At 54.8% G+C, this 21,636-nt stretch carries 17 protein-coding genes; 10 read left to right on the top strand and 7 right to left on the bottom strand.

Annotation, left to right across the window (positions count from 1 at the left end; translation table 11 throughout):
- Positions 1-98 precede the first annotated feature (98 nt).
- Together MJ257_RS06795 and MJ257_RS06790 are read left to right on the top strand one after the other, a co-directional pair.
- The gene (locus tag MJ257_RS06795) at positions 99-590 is read left to right on the top strand and encodes a chemotaxis protein CheW (RefSeq protein WP_240268509.1); all 492 of its coding nucleotides are present in this window, start codon (positions 99-101) and stop codon (positions 588-590) included.
- 43 nt (positions 591-633) lie between these two features.
- Positions 634-2,346: a methyl-accepting chemotaxis protein gene (locus MJ257_RS06790; protein WP_240268508.1), complete on the top strand. Its 1,713-nt coding sequence runs from the start codon at positions 634-636 to the stop codon at positions 2,344-2,346.
- A gap of 65 nt (positions 2,347-2,411) precedes the next feature.
- Here MJ257_RS06790 and MJ257_RS06785 read toward each other — a convergent pair whose 3' ends face one another.
- The 4 genes from MJ257_RS06785 to MJ257_RS06770 form a co-directional block, all read right to left on the bottom strand.
- Positions 2,412-3,122, bottom strand: a complete 711-nt coding sequence (locus MJ257_RS06785; RefSeq protein ID WP_240268507.1) for an AIM24 family protein — start codon at positions 3,120-3,122, stop codon at positions 2,412-2,414.
- 51 nt (positions 3,123-3,173) lie between these two features.
- Entirely contained in the window at positions 3,174-3,608 is a 435-nt protein-coding gene (locus tag MJ257_RS06780; RefSeq protein ID WP_240268506.1) for a hypothetical protein, read from the bottom strand.
- 133 nt (positions 3,609-3,741) lie between these two features.
- The gene (locus tag MJ257_RS06775; protein ID WP_240268505.1) at positions 3,742-4,605 is read right to left on the bottom strand and encodes a DegV family protein; all 864 of its coding nucleotides are present in this window, start codon (positions 4,603-4,605) and stop codon (positions 3,742-3,744) included.
- Positions 4,606-4,719: 114 nt separating this feature from the next.
- On the bottom strand, positions 4,720-5,625 hold the full coding sequence (locus MJ257_RS06770; RefSeq protein ID WP_240268504.1) for an AraC family transcriptional regulator: 906 nt from the start codon (positions 5,623-5,625) through the stop codon (positions 4,720-4,722).
- A gap of 148 nt (positions 5,626-5,773) precedes the next feature.
- Between MJ257_RS06770 and MJ257_RS06765 the strand changes: the two genes are divergently transcribed.
- Entirely contained in the window at positions 5,774-7,210 is a 1,437-nt protein-coding gene (locus tag MJ257_RS06765; RefSeq protein WP_240268503.1) for an MATE family efflux transporter, read from the top strand.
- A 75-nt stretch (positions 7,211-7,285) separates the two neighbouring features.
- Here the strand turns inward: MJ257_RS06765 and MJ257_RS06760 are convergent, their stop codons facing one another.
- Positions 7,286-9,166 carry an LTA synthase family protein gene (locus tag MJ257_RS06760; protein ID WP_240268502.1) on the bottom strand — a complete coding sequence of 627 codons (1,881 nt, stop codon included), beginning with the start codon at positions 9,164-9,166 and terminating at the stop codon, positions 7,286-7,288.
- Positions 9,167-9,942: 776 nt separating this feature from the next.
- Here MJ257_RS06760 and MJ257_RS06755 point away from each other — a divergent pair.
- Positions 9,943-12,018, top strand: coding sequence for an endonuclease MutS2 (locus MJ257_RS06755; protein WP_240268501.1), 2,076 nt, complete (start codon positions 9,943-9,945; stop codon positions 12,016-12,018).
- A 346-nt stretch (positions 12,019-12,364) separates the two neighbouring features.
- Here the strand turns inward: MJ257_RS06755 and msrC are convergent, their stop codons facing one another.
- The gene (gene msrC, locus MJ257_RS06750) at positions 12,365-12,844 is read right to left on the bottom strand and encodes a free L-methionine (R)-S-oxide reductase MsrC (RefSeq protein WP_240268500.1); all 480 of its coding nucleotides are present in this window, start codon (positions 12,842-12,844) and stop codon (positions 12,365-12,367) included.
- A 221-nt stretch (positions 12,845-13,065) separates the two neighbouring features.
- Between msrC and MJ257_RS06745 the strand changes: the two genes are divergently transcribed.
- A complete protein-coding gene (locus MJ257_RS06745) occupies positions 13,066-13,266 on the top strand; it encodes an aspartyl-phosphate phosphatase Spo0E family protein (RefSeq protein WP_240268499.1) in 201 nt (66 codons plus the stop codon).
- Here the strand turns inward: MJ257_RS06745 and MJ257_RS06740 are convergent.
- A complete protein-coding gene (locus MJ257_RS06740; protein ID WP_240268498.1) occupies positions 13,248-14,201 on the bottom strand; it encodes an alpha/beta hydrolase in 954 nt (317 codons plus the stop codon). The genes MJ257_RS06745 and MJ257_RS06740 overlap by 19 nt on opposite strands.
- A 254-nt stretch (positions 14,202-14,455) precedes the next feature.
- Here MJ257_RS06740 and MJ257_RS06735 point away from each other — a divergent pair, with 254 nt between their 5' ends.
- The 5 genes from MJ257_RS06735 (at position 14,456) to MJ257_RS06715 (ending at position 21,636) form a co-directional block, all read left to right on the top strand.
- On the top strand, positions 14,456-17,242 hold the full coding sequence (locus MJ257_RS06735; RefSeq protein WP_240268497.1) for an S-layer homology domain-containing protein: 2,787 nt from the start codon (positions 14,456-14,458) through the stop codon (positions 17,240-17,242).
- 171 nt (positions 17,243-17,413) lie between these two features.
- Positions 17,414-19,531, top strand: coding sequence for an ATP-binding protein (locus tag MJ257_RS06730; RefSeq protein WP_240268496.1), 2,118 nt, complete (start codon positions 17,414-17,416; stop codon positions 19,529-19,531).
- 14 nt (positions 19,532-19,545) lie between these two features.
- Positions 19,546-20,163: a GNAT family N-acetyltransferase gene (locus tag MJ257_RS06725; RefSeq protein WP_240268495.1), complete on the top strand. Its 618-nt coding sequence runs from the start codon at positions 19,546-19,548 to the stop codon at positions 20,161-20,163.
- Positions 20,120-20,869, top strand: a complete 750-nt coding sequence (locus MJ257_RS06720) for an energy-coupling factor transporter transmembrane component T family protein (protein WP_240268494.1) — start codon at positions 20,120-20,122, stop codon at positions 20,867-20,869. The genes MJ257_RS06725 and MJ257_RS06720 overlap by 44 nt, the downstream gene beginning before the upstream one ends.
- A 161-nt stretch (positions 20,870-21,030) precedes the next feature.
- Positions 21,031-21,636: an ECF transporter S component gene (locus MJ257_RS06715; RefSeq protein WP_240268493.1), complete on the top strand. Its 606-nt coding sequence runs from the start codon at positions 21,031-21,033 to the stop codon at positions 21,634-21,636.

The following is a 21,636-nucleotide window of genomic DNA, read 5'->3' as shown; positions in this document are numbered from 1 at the left end:
TGTAGGGGGAGATTTTTGTTTTTCTTAAGAGGTGAACAGAGCGGCACATCGTTGCCGCACGCTTTGAGGTACATAGCCGAAATCAAGGAGATGATGAGATGGCCGATCCATGCAATGAGGAGGAAGAGGGGCTGTTCAACGATTCTCTCCGGGACAAGTACTTAACTTTCCTGGTGGAGCGGGAGCAATACGGAATTGAGATCAGATACGTCACTGAAATCATCGGCATACAGCCGATCACCGCAGTGCCGCAAATGCCGGATTATATTCGCGGCATCATCAATTTACGAGGGACGGTCATCCCGGTGATGGATGTGCGGGTTCGCTTCGGCATGTCGCCCCGTTCCTACTCTGACCGCACCTGCGTCATTGTCGTCGAACTAAAAGACATGTCGGTCGGGCTGATCGTAGACAGCGTGGCGGAAGTGATGCCCATCCCTGCGGGAGACATCGTGCAGCCTCCGGATCTTCGGAACGGGGAGAGCCGTTTTGTGGCGGGGGTCGGGAAATCCGGCGGGGCCATGCTGCTTCTGCTGGATTGCGATCGACTGATTAACGAGCAGCATATCACGGCTGATACATTAAACTGAATCTATCAACTTGGGGGAATCGTCGATGAAATGGCTTTACAACATGAAAATTGGCAAAAAGTTAATTAGTTCCTTCGTTCTGGTCGCTCTTCTAGCTGGGGTTGTCGGATTTGTGGGGCTTTGGAACATCAAAAATATAGATCGGGACTACAGCGCTCTGTATACCGATTACGGCATTCCGACCGGGGAAATCGGTGAAGTGGGCATGATGTTTAACGATACGCGCGCGAAGATCCGGGACGTGTTAATCAGCTCGGATGATCAGGAAATCGATGAATACGTACAAAAGATGGCCGATCTGGACAAACAGATATTAGCGGGATTGGACAAGTTCGAGGGGGAAGTTCAAACCGAAGAGATGCGGACCGTATTTAATGAGCTTAAAGAGAACCTCGACGCCTATTCGATCTTAAGAGACCAGGTGGTGCAGATGGTGCGGTCCGGTCAAAAGGAAGCGGCCACCGAACGGTTTTACAAGGAGGGCACTCCGATCATCAGCGCCGTCGCGACCGGCATTGACCGTTTATTTGAGGAGAAACGGACGACCGGTGCACAGCTATCGGATGCCTTAACCGCCCAATCGAGTCGGACCGTGAACTCCATGCTGGCAATCGTGGGGATTACCATCGCCGTAGCGGTGCTACTCGGGATTACGATATCCCGAATGATCAGCAAACCGGTTACCCAATTAATGACGGCGGCGGAGAAAATCGCGAATGGCGATCTGGATGTGGAGATCGTAAACGAACATCGGGATGAAGTCGGCGTGCTTGCGTTATCGTTCCGTAAAATGACGGACAACTTGAACGAAGTGATGACGCACATTCAGGCGGCTTCCGAGCAGGTTGCTTCCGGATCCAAGCAGGTTTCCGACGTTAGCATCGCCTTGTCTCAAGGGGCTACTGAACAGGCCAGCTCGATCGAGCAGTTGTCTGCCTCCATCGAGGAGATTGCATCTCAAACCAAGTTAAACGCGGATAATGCTGCGCTGGCCAGCCAATTGGCCGAGCAAACCAGAAATAACGCGACGATGGGCAGCGAGCAAATGAATGAGATGCTGAAGGCGATGGACGGCATCAATACCGCATCCGAGAGCATCTCCCGGATTATCAAGGTTATCGACGAAATTGCTTTCCAAACGAACATTTTGGCGCTGAATGCGGCGGTGGAGGCAGCCCGGGCAGGCCAGCACGGCAAAGGGTTCGCCGTCGTGGCCGAAGAGGTTCGGAATCTGGCGGCGCGGTCGGCCAATGCAGCCAAAGAGACGACGGGCATGATCGAAAATTCGGTGCGTAAGGTGGAAGGCGGAACGAAAATCGCCAACGATACGGCCGCTGCGTTGAAGGCCATCGTGTGCGACGTGGAAAAGGTGGCCAATTTGGTAGGCGATATCGCCACCGCATCGGGAGAGCAATCCGCGGGGGTGAACCAGATCAACCAAGGAATCCTTCAGGTCTCCCAGGTCATTCAGGCAAATTCGGCCACTTCGGAAGAAGGGGCGGCAGCGAGCGAAGAATTGTCCAGCCAAGCCGACTTGCTGCGGGAGCAAGTCGAACGCTTTAACTTGCGGAAAGGCAATCTTCCGAAGGCGCTCAGGGGCACGGATGAGATCCATCCTGACGTGCTGCGCATGCTGGGGCAGATGGCCGAAAATAACCGCGCAAGCCAAGAGGGTTCTAAGGACGCTCCGGGGCATCCCGCTTCCCCTCGAGGCGGGCGGATTGTCCTGAGCGACCGGGAATTCGGAAAGTACTGAGCGCATAAAATTCATGGGAAGAGGCCAAGCCAAAGGGACAACACTCCCTTGGCTTGGCCCCTTTTTTATTTGATAAAAACCCCTCCAAAGGGAAGCGCTTCGCGCAGAAAACGCCGCACGATGCCGTCCTCCGCTTGCAGATCCCGCTCCAGATCCTGGCTTCCGGCACCGCCGGATTGGATGAGGATCGACCCGTTCCCCGTGATTTTCCACTGGTAGCGCATATGTTGGCTGGCCAAGTGGTTGCCGTAAACCGACAACTCCAGCTTCGCGTTCTCGGGGTAAGCCAGCACCCGGCCGGCTTCGACGTATAGAGGCTCCTCCGGATGGAGCGGGAGCTCTAGGACTTGCCCTTGAGTCAACACGCCGATTTGCCCACGGCCGGAAAACTTAACTTTTACCGCATCGCGCGTGATCATCATGTTCTTCATGCTGAGGACGCGCGTTTCCATATGGATGCCCTCCGTATAGCAGAAGAGCTGGCGAAAATCGTACAGCCAATCGCTGCCCTCCGTCAGCGTTAACGTCTTTAGTCCGACCGAGGGAGGAAACGCGGCCACAAGTTGGCAAGGCCCGCTGTAATCGGAGCGAATTAGCTTGCGCTTGCGGTAAATCCCCTTGATGTCCAGCAGCTTGTCGCTTCGTTGCGCGGCGGGTCCGCGGTAAGCGATCACCTGGCCGGGGTGCAGGATATGGAGCCGGTCTCCAGGTTGCAAATCAAAGGTAACGGCTTGTCCACCCATCGTGGAAGGATCTTGATGCTCGTGCAGGTCCATTTCAATACAACCTCCAGTCCGGGGGCTTCACAATCGGAATAGGGTCAACCATTAGCGCCGTAGGGCGAAACGAACGACCCGCAGCAGGATGAAATATCCGGCAAACAACCCGGCGGCCGTAAACAGGAGGATGCGCATCTTGCGCGCGTTGGCGTCGCGGGTTTGTTGGGCTTCGGTTAATGCGTTGACGGTTGCGGATAGCTCCCGGTTGCGCTCCATCAGCTCCTCGTTTTGCTGCCGGAACATTTCCAAAGTGTCTTGGGTTTCCGCCAGCGTGCCCTGAGCTTGTTCAAGCTTGTCCACCGTAGCCGCGTAATCGTCTTTCAGTTCATTCACTTCGGCGGGGAGCTGCGAGAGTTCCTTCACGCCGTTGACCCAATCGTTCCAGGCTCCCGCATGGGCTCGATTGGCGCTTCCGAAGCATGATGCGTCCAGCAATAAGACGGTCATCAGCAAAGTCATCACGCCTAACCGATAATGTCTCATGTTCCCCACCTCCTAACAACTATTACGTTTGACGAGACGTTATGGTTTCCATGCGAAACAAGCCTCTTCACCGGCAATGTCTTGGCCGGCGAAGAGGCCTGTTTCGTCTATTTACAAGCGATACCGATCTAGCTTACAAGGCACAATTCGGTTGCCGAAGGTACATGATGGCGACCGTTCGCGGACCGCAGTGGCAGGAGATGGCACACCCGCCTTCAATAATGGCGACTTCTTTGACGTCCGTCTTTTCGAGGAGGGTATTCCTAATGAAGCCGGCTGCCTTTTCGGCTAACGTCTGCGCGACGATGATGAGCTCCCGGTCGACCTTGTGGACGTTGTCGATAAAGTGGTGGACCATTCGCTCGACGGCCTTCTCGGTTTTGCCACGGTATTTATCGGCGGAGATGACCAGCCCTTCCTTGACTTTCAACACGGGCCGGATTTTAAGCAAGCTTCCGATCATATGCTGCACGCTGGAAGCGCGGCCCCCCTTGTGCAAGTAATCGAGATTGTCCACCAGCACCTCGATTTCGACCCGGTCCCGCATTTCCTCCAGCATGCCGACCAGTTCGGAAGGGTCGGTTCCCTGCTTGGCAGCAATGGCGGCTTTCAGGACCAGTAATGCAATACCGCCGGAAACATTCAGGGAATCCACCACATGCACTCGTCCTTCGGGAAATTCGGCTGCGGCGATCAAGGCGTTTTGGTAAGTGGACGAGAGCTTGGATGACATGCTGATGTACACGATCGTATGTCCTTGCTCAACCCAAGGCGTAAAAGCGGCAATGAAATCGGCCGGGGCCGGCGCTGCCGTTCTGGGAAGGACACCGTCCTCCTCGACCCGTCGGTAGATGTCGGCGGTGGTAATCTCCAGTTTATCTTTGTAGGCGGCCTCGCCGAAAACGACATAAAGCGGAACTATTCCGATATCGTATGCGGCGGCCCAGGATTCCGGCAGATCCGAGATGCTGTCGGCGAATATTTTCACGAGTGTCAATCCATTTCCCCCAGTTGGCTTAAGTATCAAAAAAAGCGGTCTCTTCCTTTGAATTATAGAGAAGTCCCGACCGATAAGCAAAAAGCCAGTCTTCGGGGAGCGCCTAAACGGCACCTACTCCATGTTCCAAGTGAACCGCTGACGGTATTTCCGCGGAGACATGCCTTCAGTCTTGCTGAAGCAGGCCGTGAAATAGGCGGCTTGGTTAAAACCAACCTGCTCGGCGATGCGTTCGATCGTCAGGTCGGTTTGCAGGAGCAGCAGTTTGGCTTGGTCAATCCGCAGGCGCTGCAAATAAACGGCAGGCGAACAGCCGAACACCTTCTGCATGCAGCGTGCGATGTATACCGGGTGGAAATTGATGCTCTCCCCAAGCTTTTGTGCGGAAAAAGGCTCATCATAATGCTCGCGCAGATAGGAGGCTGCTTTCTCGGCGCAGGCCGACTGCGGAGGAAGCCCGGCAGGGGAAGACGAGGCGGACAACTCCACGATAACGTCTTGAAAAAGAGCCTGCTGCCGCAGCCGGACGCTGTCCAAATGGATGTCCCGATTTAATTCGACCAGCTCGTTCAGCAGGGTGATGATTTTCTGCGGCTGGGCCAGCTTGGCATATTGGGGCAGGGGGACGGTATACGACGTAGCCGTAAACGGAGGCAGGGAGATTGATCCGGGAATGTCTTTATCCGTCATGCTGCATCCGCAATGCCGGTATTCCTCCTCCTCCACGACACGCCAATCGCCCATCAATTGAAAATGCAGCCAGTGGTGCAGCGTATCTTCCCGGCAGCCCTGCGGCGCATAGTGATAGCAATCAGGGCGCAGGATCAACGCGTGACCTGCTGCCACTTCGTACTGACGGCCTTCCTCGCCGATAAATAAGCGCCCATGTTCGACGACCAGAAGGTCGAAGGCGCCGATATTTTGCCGGCTCGGATGTTTGCCGCCCACCGGGATCACCGCCGAACCGCTGACGATGTAATGGGGCAGAGGGGGCGCGGTAAATTCGATGATCGGAGGCAAAGGATACCAGCTCCTCTTAGGTTGGAATAATGAAAGATTGAGTTGATTCTATGATACATCAAAATGACGTTACCATCTATAATGTGTTTCATGCTAACACGACGACAGGGAGTTCGATGGATTCCCCGATATCCAGGAGGTTGTAATAATGAAGAAAATGAAGGGCAGCGAGAAGGATAAATTTTCCCTCTGGCTGCTCGCTTGGCCTATATTTATCGAATTGTTCCTGCAGATTCTGCTGGGCACCGTCGATACGCTGATGGTCAGCCGTATCTCCGATAACGCGGTTGCGGTTGTCGGGTTCTCCAACCAGCTGTTTAATGCGCTCACCACGTTATTTGCTACCGTGGCAAGCGGTGCGGGGATCGTCATTGCCCAGAAGATCGGCTCGGGCCGTGAGGAGGACGCCCGGACCGTGGCGATTATCGCCTTCAAAGTCACGGCCGCCATCGGCATTTTCCTTAGCATTCTGCTGATCGCCGTACCTGGGCCGATCGCCACGATGCTGCAACTGCCGGACGAACTGCTGCCGTTGGCGAAAGTCTACATCTCCGTCGTTGGCGGCGGGATGATTTTGACCGCGATGATCTCCATGCTGGGGACCGCGATCCGGAATACCGGGAATACGAAAGGCCCGATGTTTACGGCGATCGGCATGAACGTCATTCATATTTTCATGAACTATTGCTTTATCTTCGGCGCCTTCGGTTTTCCGCAATGGGGCTTGACCGGGGTCGCCATTTCGACGGTGATCAGCCGGTTGATCGCTACGATCGTGCTGCTGCTGATTTTCCTTGGCACGTTCCAGCGGCGGATCGGCTTCAAGGACATTCCGGTGTTCGATCGCAAGCTGTTCAAGGAAGTGCTCGTTATCGGCTGGCCGCTGGGCGTCAATTCAGCGAGCTGGGTGTTCTCGCAGCTGGCGATCTTCTCGTTCCTCGCGGTGCTTGGCTCCACCGAACTGGCCGCCAGGACGTATATGAATACGCTGGAGTCGTTTTGCTTCATGTTAGGTTTCTCGTTGGCAATGGCGGCGCAAATTCAGATCGCCCATCTTTACGGAGCAGGCAAAACGAAGGAAGCGTATCGTGCGGTATACCGGGTGTTGGCCTTCGGACTGCCGCTGGTTATCGTCAACGCGTTTATTCTCGTGTTGTTAGGTCCCAAGCTACTGGGGCTGTTTACGCAAGATACCGATATCTTGGCCTTATGCGCTGCGTTGCTATGGCTGAATCTGCTGCTGCAGCCTGGTAAAATGATTAACATGGCACTTGGCAACTCCTTGAATGCAGTAGGGGACACCCGTTACACAATGGTGATCTCCTTGATTTTCATGTCGGTGGTGGCAACCGGTTGTTCGTATTTATTTGGGGTATCGCTGGGTTGGGGAATCATTGCGATTTATGCCAGCATGATCAGCGACGAATATATCCGCGGCGTGTTTTCATTCTTCCGCTGGAGAGGGCGTAAGCATCTACGCATGAAAGAGCAGGAGTTGCTTCATGAACGCGGATTAAGCCAGGAAGACCAAAGGCAAGCGCTAGAGAAAACAGCAATGGAGGGAGTTGCCACTCCGGCGTTGTAAGGGTGAAGAAAAGAGAGCCGCAGGACATCCCGATTCGGGATGCCTGCGGCTCTGATTTTTTTGCAAATCCTCGTGTCATTCTTTGTTTTCTTTCACCCGGTCGGGCAGCTGTTGCACGTAACTGTCGCTGAGGCGGAGCAGTTCAAGCGCACGATTATATTCGCTTTCCGTCGTCAATGCTTGCTTCACGCCATCTTTCGCCAGCGGGTACTTCGTACCATCGTTGTACCAAACCCCTGGGATAAATAACGCCTGATCGTTCAGGAACGAGCCGGACGGAAGATAATAACGCTGCGGTAATAAGTTGTAAGACGTCTGGTTCAAAATATCCTCGCCGAAATGGATGTGGTTATCGAGATTCACGCCGAGCAGGTTAGCCACCGTTGGCAGGATATCAACCTGGCCGCCGACATTGTTCATAACCGCAGGCGTGTTGACGCCAGGGGCATGAATGAGCAGCGGAATGTTAATCATATCAATATAGCTGTAATCTCGGCCGTAGATCTCTTTCATCAGCTCAAGTCCATGTTTGTCCAGCGAATACATCGGCAAGCCAAGATGATCTCCATAGATCATAACGACGCTGTTGTCCCAAATGCCTCTTTGCTTCAAGTCCTGAATAAATTGGCCCAACGCGTAGTCTGCATAGCTTTGCGCCCGCAGATAATCGCCAACCATATTGTCCTGATAACGCTCCGGCAGCTGGATTTTATCCTTCTCATGCGGCGTCGTGAACGGATGATGCGCCGTCATCGAGATGACTTGGGTATAGAAAGGCTGTCCGGTTTGCTGCATGCGATCCAGCTCTTCGGCTGTTTTCTTGTACAGCACTTCATCTGAAGGTCCAAAGAATACGGTGTCCTCTGTACCAAACCATTTCTGGTCATAATAACGGTTAAAGCCAATCGCTTTGTACAGTTCGCCGCGATTCCAGAAATCAACGACGTTGGTATGGAACGTCGCGGTATCATAACCTTGATCCCGCATGAGTTTCGGCAAGCTCGGCAATTCCTTGTCCGGGTAGTTTTGCGTCGCCGCCTCATTATATGGAATATAGAATGAGGTATTGACGACAAATTCAGCATCGGAGGTGTTACCTTGACCAACCATTTGATAGAAATGGTTGAAGTACGTGTTTTCCTTGACCAGCTTGTTCATGTTCGGCGTCACTTCCTGGCCGTCGATCTTCAGGTCGATTAGGAAGTTCTGGAACGATTCCATCTGAATGATGATCAGGTTCTTGCCTTTGGCAGCACCGAAATACTTCGGATCGGACGGGGCGGTAATGCCCTTCAACTTATCGATTTTCGCTTGCGAGATCTGGTTTTTATCGACCAGTTCTTCCTTCTTGGTGCTGGAGAAAATCGTGTACGTCTCATAGTTCAGGATGCCCATTTGCTCGGCTTGCTTAATTTCGTTCATGCTGGCCCGGTTCGGCCAAATGTTGAAGATGCACAGCAGCAGGGAGAAGCCGAAGATGCCGGCGATTACGCCAGTGCTGGCTTTTTTTAGATTAAAGAAAGCTTTAAGCTTCTCGGCACGTTTCTTCCGGAACAGCCAGAAGCCGATTACTACGATGTCCAGAAAGATCAGCAAATAATAAGGCGCCAGCAGGGAGAACACGCTGTTCTTCACGGCGGCGACCTGATTGACCTGCTGCAGGGCAGTATAATTTACAATTACCCCATAATATTTATGATACATAACGGCTGCGAAGAATATCGCGGTAACGATCAAGTTTACAGTTAGATAAAGGCCAATCTTACGTTTGGAGGAGAACCATTCAATCAGGCAGAACAAAACCCAGATAAACGGGATTTCCTTCAGCAATGGCCCCCAAGCAGGAACTCCATCAAAAATGGCCGTCCAGACGAGATAAATCTTCAAGATCATAATGACGGAGAAAAAGACAAACGGCTTGATGTTGGCGAGCCGGATGCGATTGAATTGTGACACTTCGTTTCCTTCCTTTCCGCAAAAGCTCCTTTAGTTGAATTTAATGCCGAGTTAACAATTTTAACGCCCCATATATAATACATGAAATGATCGTAAGAATAAAATTAATCAATTCACTCAATTAGCAAGATATTCCACTCAAAAAGGGATGAAGTGCGCATAAACTCGGATTCTTGACGAATAGCGCCTCTTTTTGGTAAATTAAAGGTATTCCTTCTTTCAGGAAGCTTTTTGAATTACCTCATTTCAATGAAGTTCAAAAAGTCAGATTTGGAGCACCGAGAAGGTTGGATGAAGCTAGGGACGGAGTAGCGGAGCGTAGCTGGAAGCTACGTGAGCAACGGAAGGCCCGGGTGAATTCAAGATTCGATGTCGATATTACTTCTTGTCTAGCTTCGTGATCGAAAGATGACTTTTTGAATTACCTCTAAAGAGGAGAGATTTTGATGTCGGTGAAGGTTCTTAACTAGCAACTTCATAAAGACGGTTACACAGGGTACAGGAACGTGCCGCTTGAGGTCTGAGCGAGCCCGTATTTTCCCGTACGCTTGTTTCGGTCTATGAATGAGTTAAGAACACACGCGGAACATCTTGCAGCTTTTCCAGCTGCCGTCATCATGATCATGATGAAGCCGTGCTGTTTTCAGCACGGCTTTTTTGATTTTCTGATCGGCAACGGCGGGAGAAGTATAGGCAAAGGATGGCATACGTGCTGTCCTTTGCCTTTTTTTATGCCGGAAAGAAGGAATGACAACCCTATGAAGGAGGTTCTAACCTTGAATACATTTTCGCTAAGTACGTTGGAATATGAATGCATCAAACAGGATTTGCTGGGATACGCGGTCTCTTACGCCGGCCGCAAGAGAATCGAAGAGCTTGCGCCGATGGTGGAAAAACGCGCGATCGAACGGGCGATTGCCGAAACGGCGGAGGCACGGGCCTTGTACGGAAAGGGGGCGAGCGTACCGCTCCCCTCGTTGGAGGGGATTGATCTGGTCGTCTCTTTGCTGGGTACGGGTTATCTGTTCACCGAGCAGGACTTGATGGCGGTACAGACGTTCCTGCACAGTTGCGGGCAGCTGAAGAAATATATGGCTTCCAAAGGGGAATTGGCCTGGAGGATCGGCATTTATGCGACCGATTTGCAGGATTTGCCTGCGCTGCAGCAGGAGATTCTCCGCTGCATCCGGTTCGGGGTCATAACCGATGAAGCGAGCCGGGAACTGGAGAAGACGCGCAAGAAAATCGCCGTCGTCAAAGAGCGGATCCAGAAACGCATCCAGTCCGTGATGGCCCGTCATGCTTCCATCCTGCAGGAGAACATCGTGAGCGTGCGCGGCGGCAGATACGTGATTCCGGTCAAAAAAGACTACTACAAGCAGGTAAACGGGCGCATGCTGGACCAGTCGACCAGCGGCCAGACGGTGTTCATCGAACCCCAAGAGGTCGCGGCGCTGCAGGGCGAGCTGGAGCTGCTTCAGGGCGAAGAGGCTCGGGAGGAAGCGAAGATCCTGGGTTATCTCGCCGGAATGGTCGAACGGGAAGCGGCCGACCTCGTTCGGAATATCGAGATTACGGGGACGTACGATTTTATTTTTGCCAAAGCCAAATACGCTGCGGCGATCGGCGGGGAGGCGGTGAAGCTTAGCGAGACCGGAGACACGGTGATTCGCGGGGCCAAGCATCCGAAACTTCTGCAAACGATGGTCCCGCTCGATATGGCGATTGGCGCGAGCTACCGGACGCTGATCATCACCGGCCCCAATACCGGCGGGAAAACCGTCGTGCTGAAGACGTTTGGCCTGCTGTCCCTGATGGTGCAATCGGGTCTGCTGGTGCCGGTATCCCCGGACAGCCGTTTTGCGGTGTACCAGGGCATCCGCGCCGTGATCGGGGACGGGCAAAATCTGGAGCAGTCGCTCAGCACGTTCTCCGCTCAGATCGGTGCTCTCGTGCAAATTCTGCGGGAAGCAGGGCCAACCACTCTCGTGCTGATCGACGAGTTGGCCGCGGGTACCGACCCGGGTGAAGGGATCGCCTTGTCGATCGCAATCCTGGAGGAGTTTGCCCGGAAGGGGTCGACGGTGATGGTCACGACCCATTTCAACGAACTCAAGACGTTCGCCTCTCGGGCGGAAGGCTTCGAGAACGCGAGGATGGAATTCGACGCCGAGACGTTGCGCCCGTTGTACCGGTTGACCATCGGGCAGTCCGGCCGAAGTTATGCGATCGAAATCGCCCGCAAGCTGGGGATGACCGGAGGAATCATCGAACGCTCGCAGCACATCGTCAGCCGCCAGCTATCCGCCGATGGCAGCGGTGGCGGCATGCGGTGGGACGAGATCGTACCGGCAAAGCAAGCTTCGGCGCCTGATGAAATGCTCATGCACCGGAACCACCGGGACGCAAGGGGCGGGAAGGAACTGGGAGCGGCGGAAGCGGCGCAGCCTAAAGGGCCGGCTGACGCCGGAATGGAAGCGACACAGCCTGAGGGCGCTGCCGGCAGCGAAACGAAAGCCGGTGGAACCCCCGGTGAAGCGGACCATGCGGCCATCCAACCCTCCCGCAGGTTTGAAGTGGGCGATGCCGTCCTCGTGACGTCTCTTGGGAAAATCGGCATCGTCGTCGAACCGCCCGACTTCCGGGGAATAGCGCTGGTTCAGGTCCAGAAGCAGAAAATCAAAGTCAATCATAAACGGTTAAAGCTCTACCTCAAGAGCGAATCGCTTTATCCGGATGACTATGATCTGGATATCGTGTTCGACTCGAAGGAGAACCGGAAAAAACGCAAGCTGATGAGCAAGCGGCATGTGGAGGGGCTGGAGATTATCAAAAGGCCCGGGGAGGATTAATCGCGGGCGGTAATTTGCCGGAACGTTTGGCGATGGCAGAATCAAAGAGCGCGAGCAGAGAGGGCGGTCCCACCCCTATGCTCGCGTTTTGTCTTGTCCGATACAACTCAAGGTTTAGGCCGGGTTGTTGGGAAAAAACTGCAAAAGTGCATCTTTTTTGGGCTGAAAACTCAATTCAACCGAAAAAACTGCAAAAGTGCAGGTATTTTACGCTCATTCACCGAAATTCGGTGATACGAGAGCAAATAACTGCACTTTTGCATCAATTCCCCGATTTTCTACCATTCCGTCTTAAAAAAACTGCATTATTGCAGGTATTCCGCCATCCGGAATAGGAAGCGACCAATTACAATTGTTTGGCGAGCGTCGCCACAAATTGCTCCAGGAACGCCTGGTCTTCGGCGTCAAACCGTCCTTTCAGCGGACTGTCGATATCCAATACGCCAAGGAGTTGATCCCCCTTAACGATCGGTACCACAATCTCGCTGTTGGACGCCGCATCGCAGGCAATGTGGCCCGGAAAAGCGTGAACATCCTCGATCCGCAGCGTTTCGCGGCGTTCCGCGCTGGTGCCGCACACGCCTTTGCCGAGCGGAATCCGGATGCAGGCCGGAAGGCCCTGGAACGGTCCGAGCACCAGCTCCTGGCCGTCGTACAGATAAAAGCCGACCCAATTGATATCATCTAAGAAAAAGTTCAGCAGCGCGGCGGCGTTGGCCAAATTGGCCACCTGGCTGTTCTCCTCGTAAATTAGCGCCCGAAGCTGCGACAAGACGGCGTTCTGCCGTTCTGCGCGGGAGCCGCTATATTCGCTGGCTTGAAACATGCGTCATTCCCTCCTTGAAGCTGCGGACGGGCCTAGGCCGCCGACAGCGATACATCCATTATAAAGAAGTTTTTTGTCGAGGGGTAGCATCCCGTCGAAAAGGAAATTGTTTTTTTCTTACAAAGTCCGACACCGAGTGCTATTTTTTATCAAATTTGCAAAATATGTTTTTTGGCATCATGAGGTAAAATAGGGACAAGATTAATGAAAAGGTGATTTTTATGGTATCTCAAACTCTCCGAGGCGCAAGCCGTACCAATAACAAAATCAGCAACGATCTGAAGGCGACCATCGAGCATCTGCGTCTGGAATTGATGAATGCCGCTACCCAAGATAACTTCAGCAGCGGCACGATTCTGGAATTGAGCCAACGCCTGGATCAATATATCGTCATGGCCCAAAGTCAGATGCTCGGTAAATAAGCGGCCGCCGGTTCCTCCGTGCCCAGCGCTTTCTCGATGAAGGTCTGGACCTCCTCGGCATACTTTTTGGGATTGATGCCGTAGGCATTGGCATGGACCGCGCCTTCCACGAGCAGAATTTCTTTGGGTTCGGGCTTCTGACGGTACATCTCCCGGCTCATGTACGTCGGTACGTAATTGTCTTCTGTGCCGTGGATGAACAAAACCGGCAGCGTGCTGTTTTCGACGGCCTTGATCGGGCTGACCTGGTTCAGTCGGAAGCCGGCTTTGCGCTGCAGCATCTTGTCAACCAGAGGCAAGAGCGGCTTGGCCGGCAGCTTGTTCAGCTTGGAGATCTGATGGCGCATGAGCTCCGTCAAGTCCGAATAGGGGCAGTCGGCGATCACGAATTTCACATTCGGATGGGCGATGGAGAGATACTCCAGGACCGTTCCGCCCCCTAGTGATTGGCCATGCAAGCCGATCACACTACCCTCCCCGTAATTCTCCAGGATCCAGTGAACCCATGTTTGTACATCGTATTTTTCCTGAAACCCATAAGTCGTGTAGCTTCCTTCACTCCCGCCATGCCGGCGCTGATCTACCAGCAAAATGTTAAACCCCGTCTGTTGGAACATGTCGATATATTGCGTGGAGGCGTGCAGCGAAACCGTATAGCCGTGAACGATGATCATCCAGCGGTGGCTCTCGGGAAACAACTCCAGCACGTACCCGTACAACTTCAGTCCGTCCCGGGACATCACTTGAACCGGTCGTTTGGGTAGCCGTTCGAATTGATCGCGGGTATAGACGCCGGTTCGCTCCAAATATTCGTAAATGCTCTCATTGGTTTGCAGCCGCATCTGGGTAATCTGGCGCACCGCAAAACGCGGCAAGCCGCTTACGAAGACCAGCACGGCCAGCAGCAAAACTAAAATCACGATCGTAAATACCATGTGCGTGGTTTCCTCCTTGCGAGCCTATCCGTAAAGCTCTCTATGTTTATAATAGTATCACCGAAAAGTTGGAAGGAAAATCGCCTTTCTGGGAAATTTGCCCCGTCGCGCGCTCGGATGCTTATCATTTGAATAACGGCGGGAACGGTGAGACTTATTTGATACAACAACGAGACGGATCCGTCCAAATTCCGTGTTAGAATGAGTCCGATTGGGGGCACATTTCGAAAAACGGACTATTTGGGGGATATGTAATGCGTGTTTTTGGTATTTGCGGACAAAGGTTACGGATCGGCCTGTTGACGTTGCTCATCTTGGCCCTTCCTGGAGTCTCGGCTCCGGCGGCGCAGGCGGCGGGGACGCCTGGGGCGGCCAAAGGAGGACTAGCCGACTCCTCATTTATGGACATGGAAGCGCATTGGGCTCGTGACGCCGTGGAATCGCTCCGCTCGAAAGAGCTCTTGTCGGGTTATCAAGACGGACGGTTCCGGCCGGAAGAAGCGATCTCAAGGGCAGAGTGGGTCGCGCTGTTGAATCGGATGGCAGGATTGACCCGGCACGGCAGCGGCGAAACCGCGGATACGCCGGTTTCCGGCTTTGCGGACGTGCCCAAGACGGCATGGTATAGCGGTGATGTAGCCATTGCCTTGAAGGAAGGATACGTGCAAGGGAGCAAGGATGGAAAATTCCGGCCCCGGGAGAAGATCAGCCGGCAGGAGGCCGCGGCGATGCTAGGACGCCTCCTTCGCCATCAATCGGCGACAGCTCTCGACAAGTCCGGCGGTACCCCTTTTACGGATGCGGACAAGCTGGCCGAGTGGGCGGCAGGCGACGTGATGGCCATGGTTCAGGAAGGCTTGATCGCCGGGAAGCCGGACGGTGCGTTTGAGCCCCGGCAGGCGTTGACGCGAGCCGAGGCGGCCGTTATTTCCGTAAGGCTCTTGGATTGGCTAGAGCGCCACGCGGATAGCCGCACGTATAGCGAAGCTGGCGTTTACGGCGAGACTCCGGGCAAAGTCATCCATAACGTAACGTCCGCCGAAGTAACGGCCGGGGGAGTTACGTTGCGGAATATCAGGGTGTTAGGGGATCTGGTGTTGGCTGCTTCGATCGGAGATGGCGAAGTGACGCTGGACCATGTTCAAGTAGACGGAGAGCTGGTTGTGGAGGGGGGGCGGAAAATTAGCCTAAACGGCCGTTTTGCGGCTATCCGCCTGGAAAAAGCCAAGGTCGACATAAGCTTAACGTCAGGTTCCATCGGTGTTTTGGAGATTGCGCAGGGGAGCGACGAGGCCAAAGTGAGGCTGGCGAAGGAAACGTCCGTGGACAAGGTCGAGCTGAGAGCCCGGGCCGGCATTTACGGAACAGGAAATATCCGCCGAGCCGAGGTGTTTGCAAATGAAGCCATCATTGAGCAGATGCCCGAGCAGTGGGAGCTGGCGGACAATATCCGTGCGAATATCGGCGGGAAATGGAGACAAGGCAACAGCAGAAACGTGCCATCGGTTCCGTCTCCAGGAAGCGGAGGGGGCTCAGGAGGCTCCGGAAACGGCGGCGATCCGGTCCAACCGCCGAAGCTGGAGCTGGAGCAACCGGCTGACCTCGAGATGGAGACGGGAGATACGATGCCTTTTCCGGTCCTCGCAGTCAAGCCTTCCGGGGCGGTGCTCAGCTACGTCTCGGAAGCGCCGGGAGTTGTGGCCGTTGATGAAAAGGGCAGCAAGCTTAGCGCAGTAGCCGCAGGTAAAGCCGGGATCAAGGTGAAAGCGGTCTACGGCTCGCAATCGACGGAGCGGCGTTTTGAAATTACGGTAGGGCCGAGGGTAACCGCCCAGGATGCGGTGAAAGGATACCCACCGATCATCACAATCCCTGCGGACGTAAAAAAAATACCGATTCCTGAATTTCCGGGTTTTACGGTAAAGCTGCTATCCGCCATTGCCGATCCGCCCGACATTTTTCCCGGGGACGGAACCATCAACCCGCCTTCTTGTTGGGGGGTGATGACTACCCTGAATTATGAGGTAACTAAAGTCAACCGTCCGGATGACAAAGCCCTTTTGCGTGTTCGAGCCGCCATCAGCGGCAAGGCGGACAGTCCGGATGCGGATTTGTCCCTGATCGCCAAATGCGTAGCCGGGCTCGGTTGGGAGAACCCGGCGCCGGGGACTCGCAAAATTAATTTTCCGGATTACGCGGTTCCGGGGGTTCGCATGAAGTTGCAATCCGTTGTGGACGGAAAATACGTCATTCGCGAGGACGGAACTTTTGATGAATTTCCGGCAACCGATCTCGACATCCAGGTGATCTACCGGCTCACTCGCGAATCCAGCGGGGAGTATGCCGATACCGATCCGATCCCGTATACCTTGCCGAAGAAAACGATCAACGCGAAGTACTTGGCCGATCAGGTGGCAGCGAATTATGAGCCGCAGGCGCTTCCGGATGGAAACGGCGGCTATAAGCTGAACCTATTCGGACCGGATTCGGGAGTTCCGATCCTGGAGGGCACGGGGTATGGGGTCAAATTTAACGGGATCGATATCGTGCCTCTCCTCTATATCAAGCCGGACGGAACCTTGATCCAGGGATACACGGAACGGACGCAAACCTTCTCGCTGGAGATTTACAATCTGAACGATCCGGCGGATTGGAGCTTGATATTAAAGGATTTTACCTTAACGATTCCGGCCAAGAGCACGAAGCTGAGCCAGCCTCCCGAGCTTTCCGCTAATACAATAAGGCTCTATAAGAACCATTATGACGAATCCATCCTAAGTTTGAAAATGATGGATGGCAGTCGTCAATACATTCAGGACGAAAACCTTTACTTCAGGATGTATATCGTGGATACGAATGAAGATTGGGGAGGCTTTGTTCGGCTTGGGCAGGGCTATGAATTCAGGAAGATCGTCGGCCCCGATCATCCGGCAGGAACTTTTACGCTTGCCGTGGAGGCGCCGGACGGGATTTTTAGTCCGGAGGATGAGGCGCAGATCGAAAGTTTAAGGGTAACGATAACGGTTGTAGAGAGGCTTTAACCGGCCTAGAAGAGCGCGAGGCGAGGGAGTTGGATCTCCCCGTCCCGCGCTTTTCGCGTTCGAACTTCACCCTCCCCCGGATACGGTCTAATGCCTTGTACGCTTATCTGGCAACGTCTATAATTAGTATCGCAAGAAATATCCGGATAGACTGGGGGTTCAAGGCGAAGGATGGACGCAAAAGAGTTAACGGTCAGGCCGTTTATCGGCCGTGAGCGGGAACGGTCGGCTTTGGACCTTTGGCTGAATGATGCGAAGGCTCCGTTTACCTTGTTCTCCATTACGGGCTTGGGCGGAATCGGCAAAACATCATTAATGCACGAAATGCAACTGATGGCCCAAAATAAAGGGGCGCTGACGTTGTGGATCGACAGCCGGTCGTGCGCGCATACGCCTTCCTCATTTATCGACGCTTTGGCGGGGGCGGTAGCTTGGGAGTTGGGCGGGCGTGTTCCCGACTCCCCCTTGCAACCTTTGCTGCAGGCCTCGCCGGACAATCGGGTCCTCTTATGCATGGATAACGGCGAAGAACTCTGCCTGCTGCAGGAAAACTGGCTGACCGAAGCGTTTCTCCCCAAGCTTCCCGCCTCGGGGTTGGCTATCGTGATGGCGACCCGCCCCGCTTTGTCGGCCGTCTGGAGGATGCATCCGGCGTGGGGAAGGCGAATCGTGGAGCTTCCTTTGGCGAATTTCACCCGTTCGGAGGCGGCCGAATATGCCCGGGCGACCGGGCTGTCCGATCCCGAATGGGTGGGCGCAATCGCCAGGGCGAGCGATGGGCACCCGATGGCGCTGGCCTTGTCGGTCGACCTGGCGGCTAAGGGGGAGAACTTGCTTGAGGCGGAGAGGATGCTCCCCTTATCCCAAACGATCAGCGCACACGTGTTGCGCGAATTGGCCGCGCCGGAGCTGCAGCCGCTGATCGATATCCTGACCCTCCTCCCTTACGCCAATCAGGAGATGCTCTCCCGCTTGTCCGGCGAGGAGGTCGAAACGAAGCAATATCGGCAGTTGTCGAATTTATCCTTCGTCCGCATTCGGGCCGAGGGCCTTGCGCTGCACGATTTGGCCCGCTCCCATCTGCAACGGGATTTCCGCCAGCGGGAGCCGGAACGGTTGCAAAGGCTAGGACTGTCGGCGGCGGAACTGCTTTGCCGAAAGCTGCAGTCCGGCGACCGTCTGGCCCGCAAGGAGGTAGCCGCGCAGTTGCTGCAACTGGGAAAAGTGATGTTCACGCACAGCACCGGATATGCCCACCTTGGCAAGGATTCTTTTACCCCTCCCATAGAGCAGATTCGGGAAGCGGATGGGCCCGGGTTGAGACGGATTTTGGAAGAGTGGTTCGAATACAGCACCGATCCGCATCAGCGGGCGGCGTATTTGGGGCTGTTCGATCAGTTGTTAAGCCGATTCCCCGAAAGCTTTGGCGTTCTTCGCGAAGAGGAGGGGCGTCCTGCGGGGTTTTTCATCACCGTGCTGCTTCACCGGGAAACGGGGCGGCTGCTGAGCAAATACTTCCCGGACGAACTGGCGGAATGCTGCGATGAGACGGAATGGAACCGCGAGCCGGAGGAGGCCGATACCTATTTCGCGCTGCTCGTGGCTGCAAGGGACGACGTACTCGGGTTTACCCGGGAAGAATTAGTCGGAACGCTCATCCTCGATCGCCTATCCTTGTTGGGAGACGGAAGCCGGGCCGTGCTGGTGGCGACGAACAACGAGCTTAAGAAATTCCTGCAGGGCATGGGATTCAAGCTTCGGCCGACCGTTACGCGGGCCTGCGACGTTTCTTGGGCCCGGGCTGACGTCCTGGAGCTTGATTTGCGCGGAGATCTGTTCGGGGATTGGATCCTGTCGCTTTTTACGGAAGGGCGAGGACCGGGAGGGGAACCGACGCATTTCTCCCAACCTTTAGCCATGCATACAGCGGAGATGGGGGCGTTTCGCAGAACCGACCTCTCGGAGTCCGAGGTGCGTAAAATGCTCTCCCGGCTAGGCGAGCCCGCTGGGCTGAATGAGGTCGCCAAAGCGATCGGATGCGAAGGCGGGGCCGGGCTGAAAGGGTTCATAAATTCGATTTTCGAGGATGAACGGTACGGTTTGTCCCAAGAGGACAGGACGATCTTGCAAGTGACCTACCGTCAATATCCGGGAAATCCGACCGCAGCGGCAAGCCATTGCGGGATGAGCCGGGCTACGTATTATCGGCATCTGCGGACGGCGATCGCGAACTTTTCCCATGTATGGAAGACGGCTTATCTTGAACATATCCTGCCACCGGGAGAATGAGGAGCGTGCGAAACATGTACAAATGCGGGGGGGACATCCCCGTGCTGGAAGGCGAAAGGCTGCGTCTCCGGCGGATGGAGAGAAATGATGCGGAGGTCATGTTTCGTTATTGGAGCGATCCTGCAGTCACTAAGTATATGAATGTTCCGCCGTTCGCTTCCGTAGAGGAAGCCTGGGAGATGATTAACCTGCTTAACGGTTTATCCGAGAGCGAAGACGCGCTCCGTTTCGGCATCGAGCTCAAGGAGGAGAAGAAGCTGATCGGGAGCTGCGGCTTTAACGTCTGGGAGCTGGCCGGGGCCTATCGCGGAGAGATCGGCTACGACCTGGGCCGCGATTACTGGGGGCACGGGTATATGTCGGAAGCGCTGCGAATGCTGCTCGCTTACGGGTATGAGACGATGGGGTTAAACCGCATCGAGGCGCTGGTTGATCCGCGGAATGGGGCATCCCGCAGACTGCTGGAGGCGTTCGGGTTCATGGAGGAAGGCCTGCTCCGGCAGTATCAAAGGACGGAGAGCGGATTCGTCGATCTGCTGATGTATTCCTTGCTGAAGAAAGAATATTATGGGGAGGGACAACTTAACGATGGAGCTTGCGAAAAAAAACATCGGGGCGCTTCACCGTCTTGATCCGCTCAGCAAGCTGGTCACGTTAACCTGCCTGGCAGCGCTCGCCATGCATTGGGACGATCCGCGGCGGCAGGCCGTACTGTTGCTGGCGCTGATCGCGGCGGCCAAGCTGGGGGCCGGGATGAGCTGGCGGCTGCTGCTGCGGCGTATCGCCTGGATCTTAGGCTTTGGCCTGCCGTTATTTGCGGTGACCGCGCTTGCCGTGCAGCTCCGGGAAGGCGGAGCCGGGGGACTGCTGCCGTTTTCAGCCGCTGCGCTTAGCGATGCTTCGGCGGTAACCCTGCGAATGGTCAGTTTGTTCTTGTCCTCGCTGGCTTATATCGAGTCTACCGATCCTAAGGACTTCGTCGTAATGATGACGACCCGGCTGAAGCTGCCGTACCGGTTTGTGTTTGGCATCTCGATGGCGCTGACGTTTCTGCCGCTGCTGGCCGAAGAAGGCAGGCAGGCTGCGGCAGCCCGCAAGCTTCGCATGGGCCGGCACCCGCGAGGAATCGTGGAGCGACTGGAACAGCGGCGCGGACAGCTGGTCACTGTATTCGCCGGGGCGATTCGACGCGTGGAACAAACCGCCGGGGCGATGGACGCCAAGGGCTTCGGCGCGTATCGGGAGCGGACGTTTTTGCGGGAGGTACCGCTTGAGGCGGTTGGTGTATGCACGATGATCCTAAGTTTGATTTTGACGGCGGGCCTGTGGAGGGTGTAAGGTACTTCATTCGCTTGCAGGCCCGAGGGGCCTGGCATTCCGGTGCCTTGCGGCATAAGACCCCATGCCGAGGAGCAAAGGCTCAAAAAAAGGACTTGACGCGGATTGATTGTTAACCTAAATTATCATTTATGGTTAACAATTAGGATAACGACGAGAGGATGGTTCAAGTGAAAGGAGCAAGTTCCGGCAAAACGTTCCAACGCTTCACCACGCTGGATATCGTACTTATGGCGATGCTGGCGGCGGCTAACGCCGTGATGACGGTTTTTCTGTCGCCATTAAATCAGGCGCTGAACGGGTTGGGGGGACCGATCCTTACCTCCACGATCACCGGGTTGTATATGATTTACGGACTGTTGGCGTATTATATTATCCGCAAACCGGGTACGGCCTTGATTACCTATGGCATCGGTGCGGTCGTCCAAGCCTTTATGGGAACGGCGTACGGCATTTTGTCCTGCTTCGTGGCCGCGGCTTGTTATTTGATTATCGTGGAAGCGGCTTTTGCCCTTGTGCGATATAAAAAATGGAGCTGGCCAATGTTGATGATTACGGGAGGCGCGATGGTGCCGTTGTGGTTCTTCTTTGCCGCCCAGATGTTCGGCTATACGAAGTGGGGCATGGATGTTCTGCTGATCGCGTTAGTCGTCCGGGTGCTAAGCGGCATGATCCTGTGCGGGCTGCTGGTCAAGCTGCTAGGCGACGCCTTGGCCGGCAGCGGACTGCTTCGCCGCTTCGCGGCCGGACGCCGGGCGGAAGCGTAA

Origin of the sequence: Paenibacillus timonensis (genome assembly GCF_022427145.1) — a bacterium.
GTDB classification, from domain to species: Bacteria; Bacillota; Bacilli; order Paenibacillales; family Paenibacillaceae; genus Fontibacillus; species Fontibacillus timonensis.
Note: the sequence above shows the minus strand (reverse complement) of the source record. Positions and strands in the feature narration are given on the sequence as shown.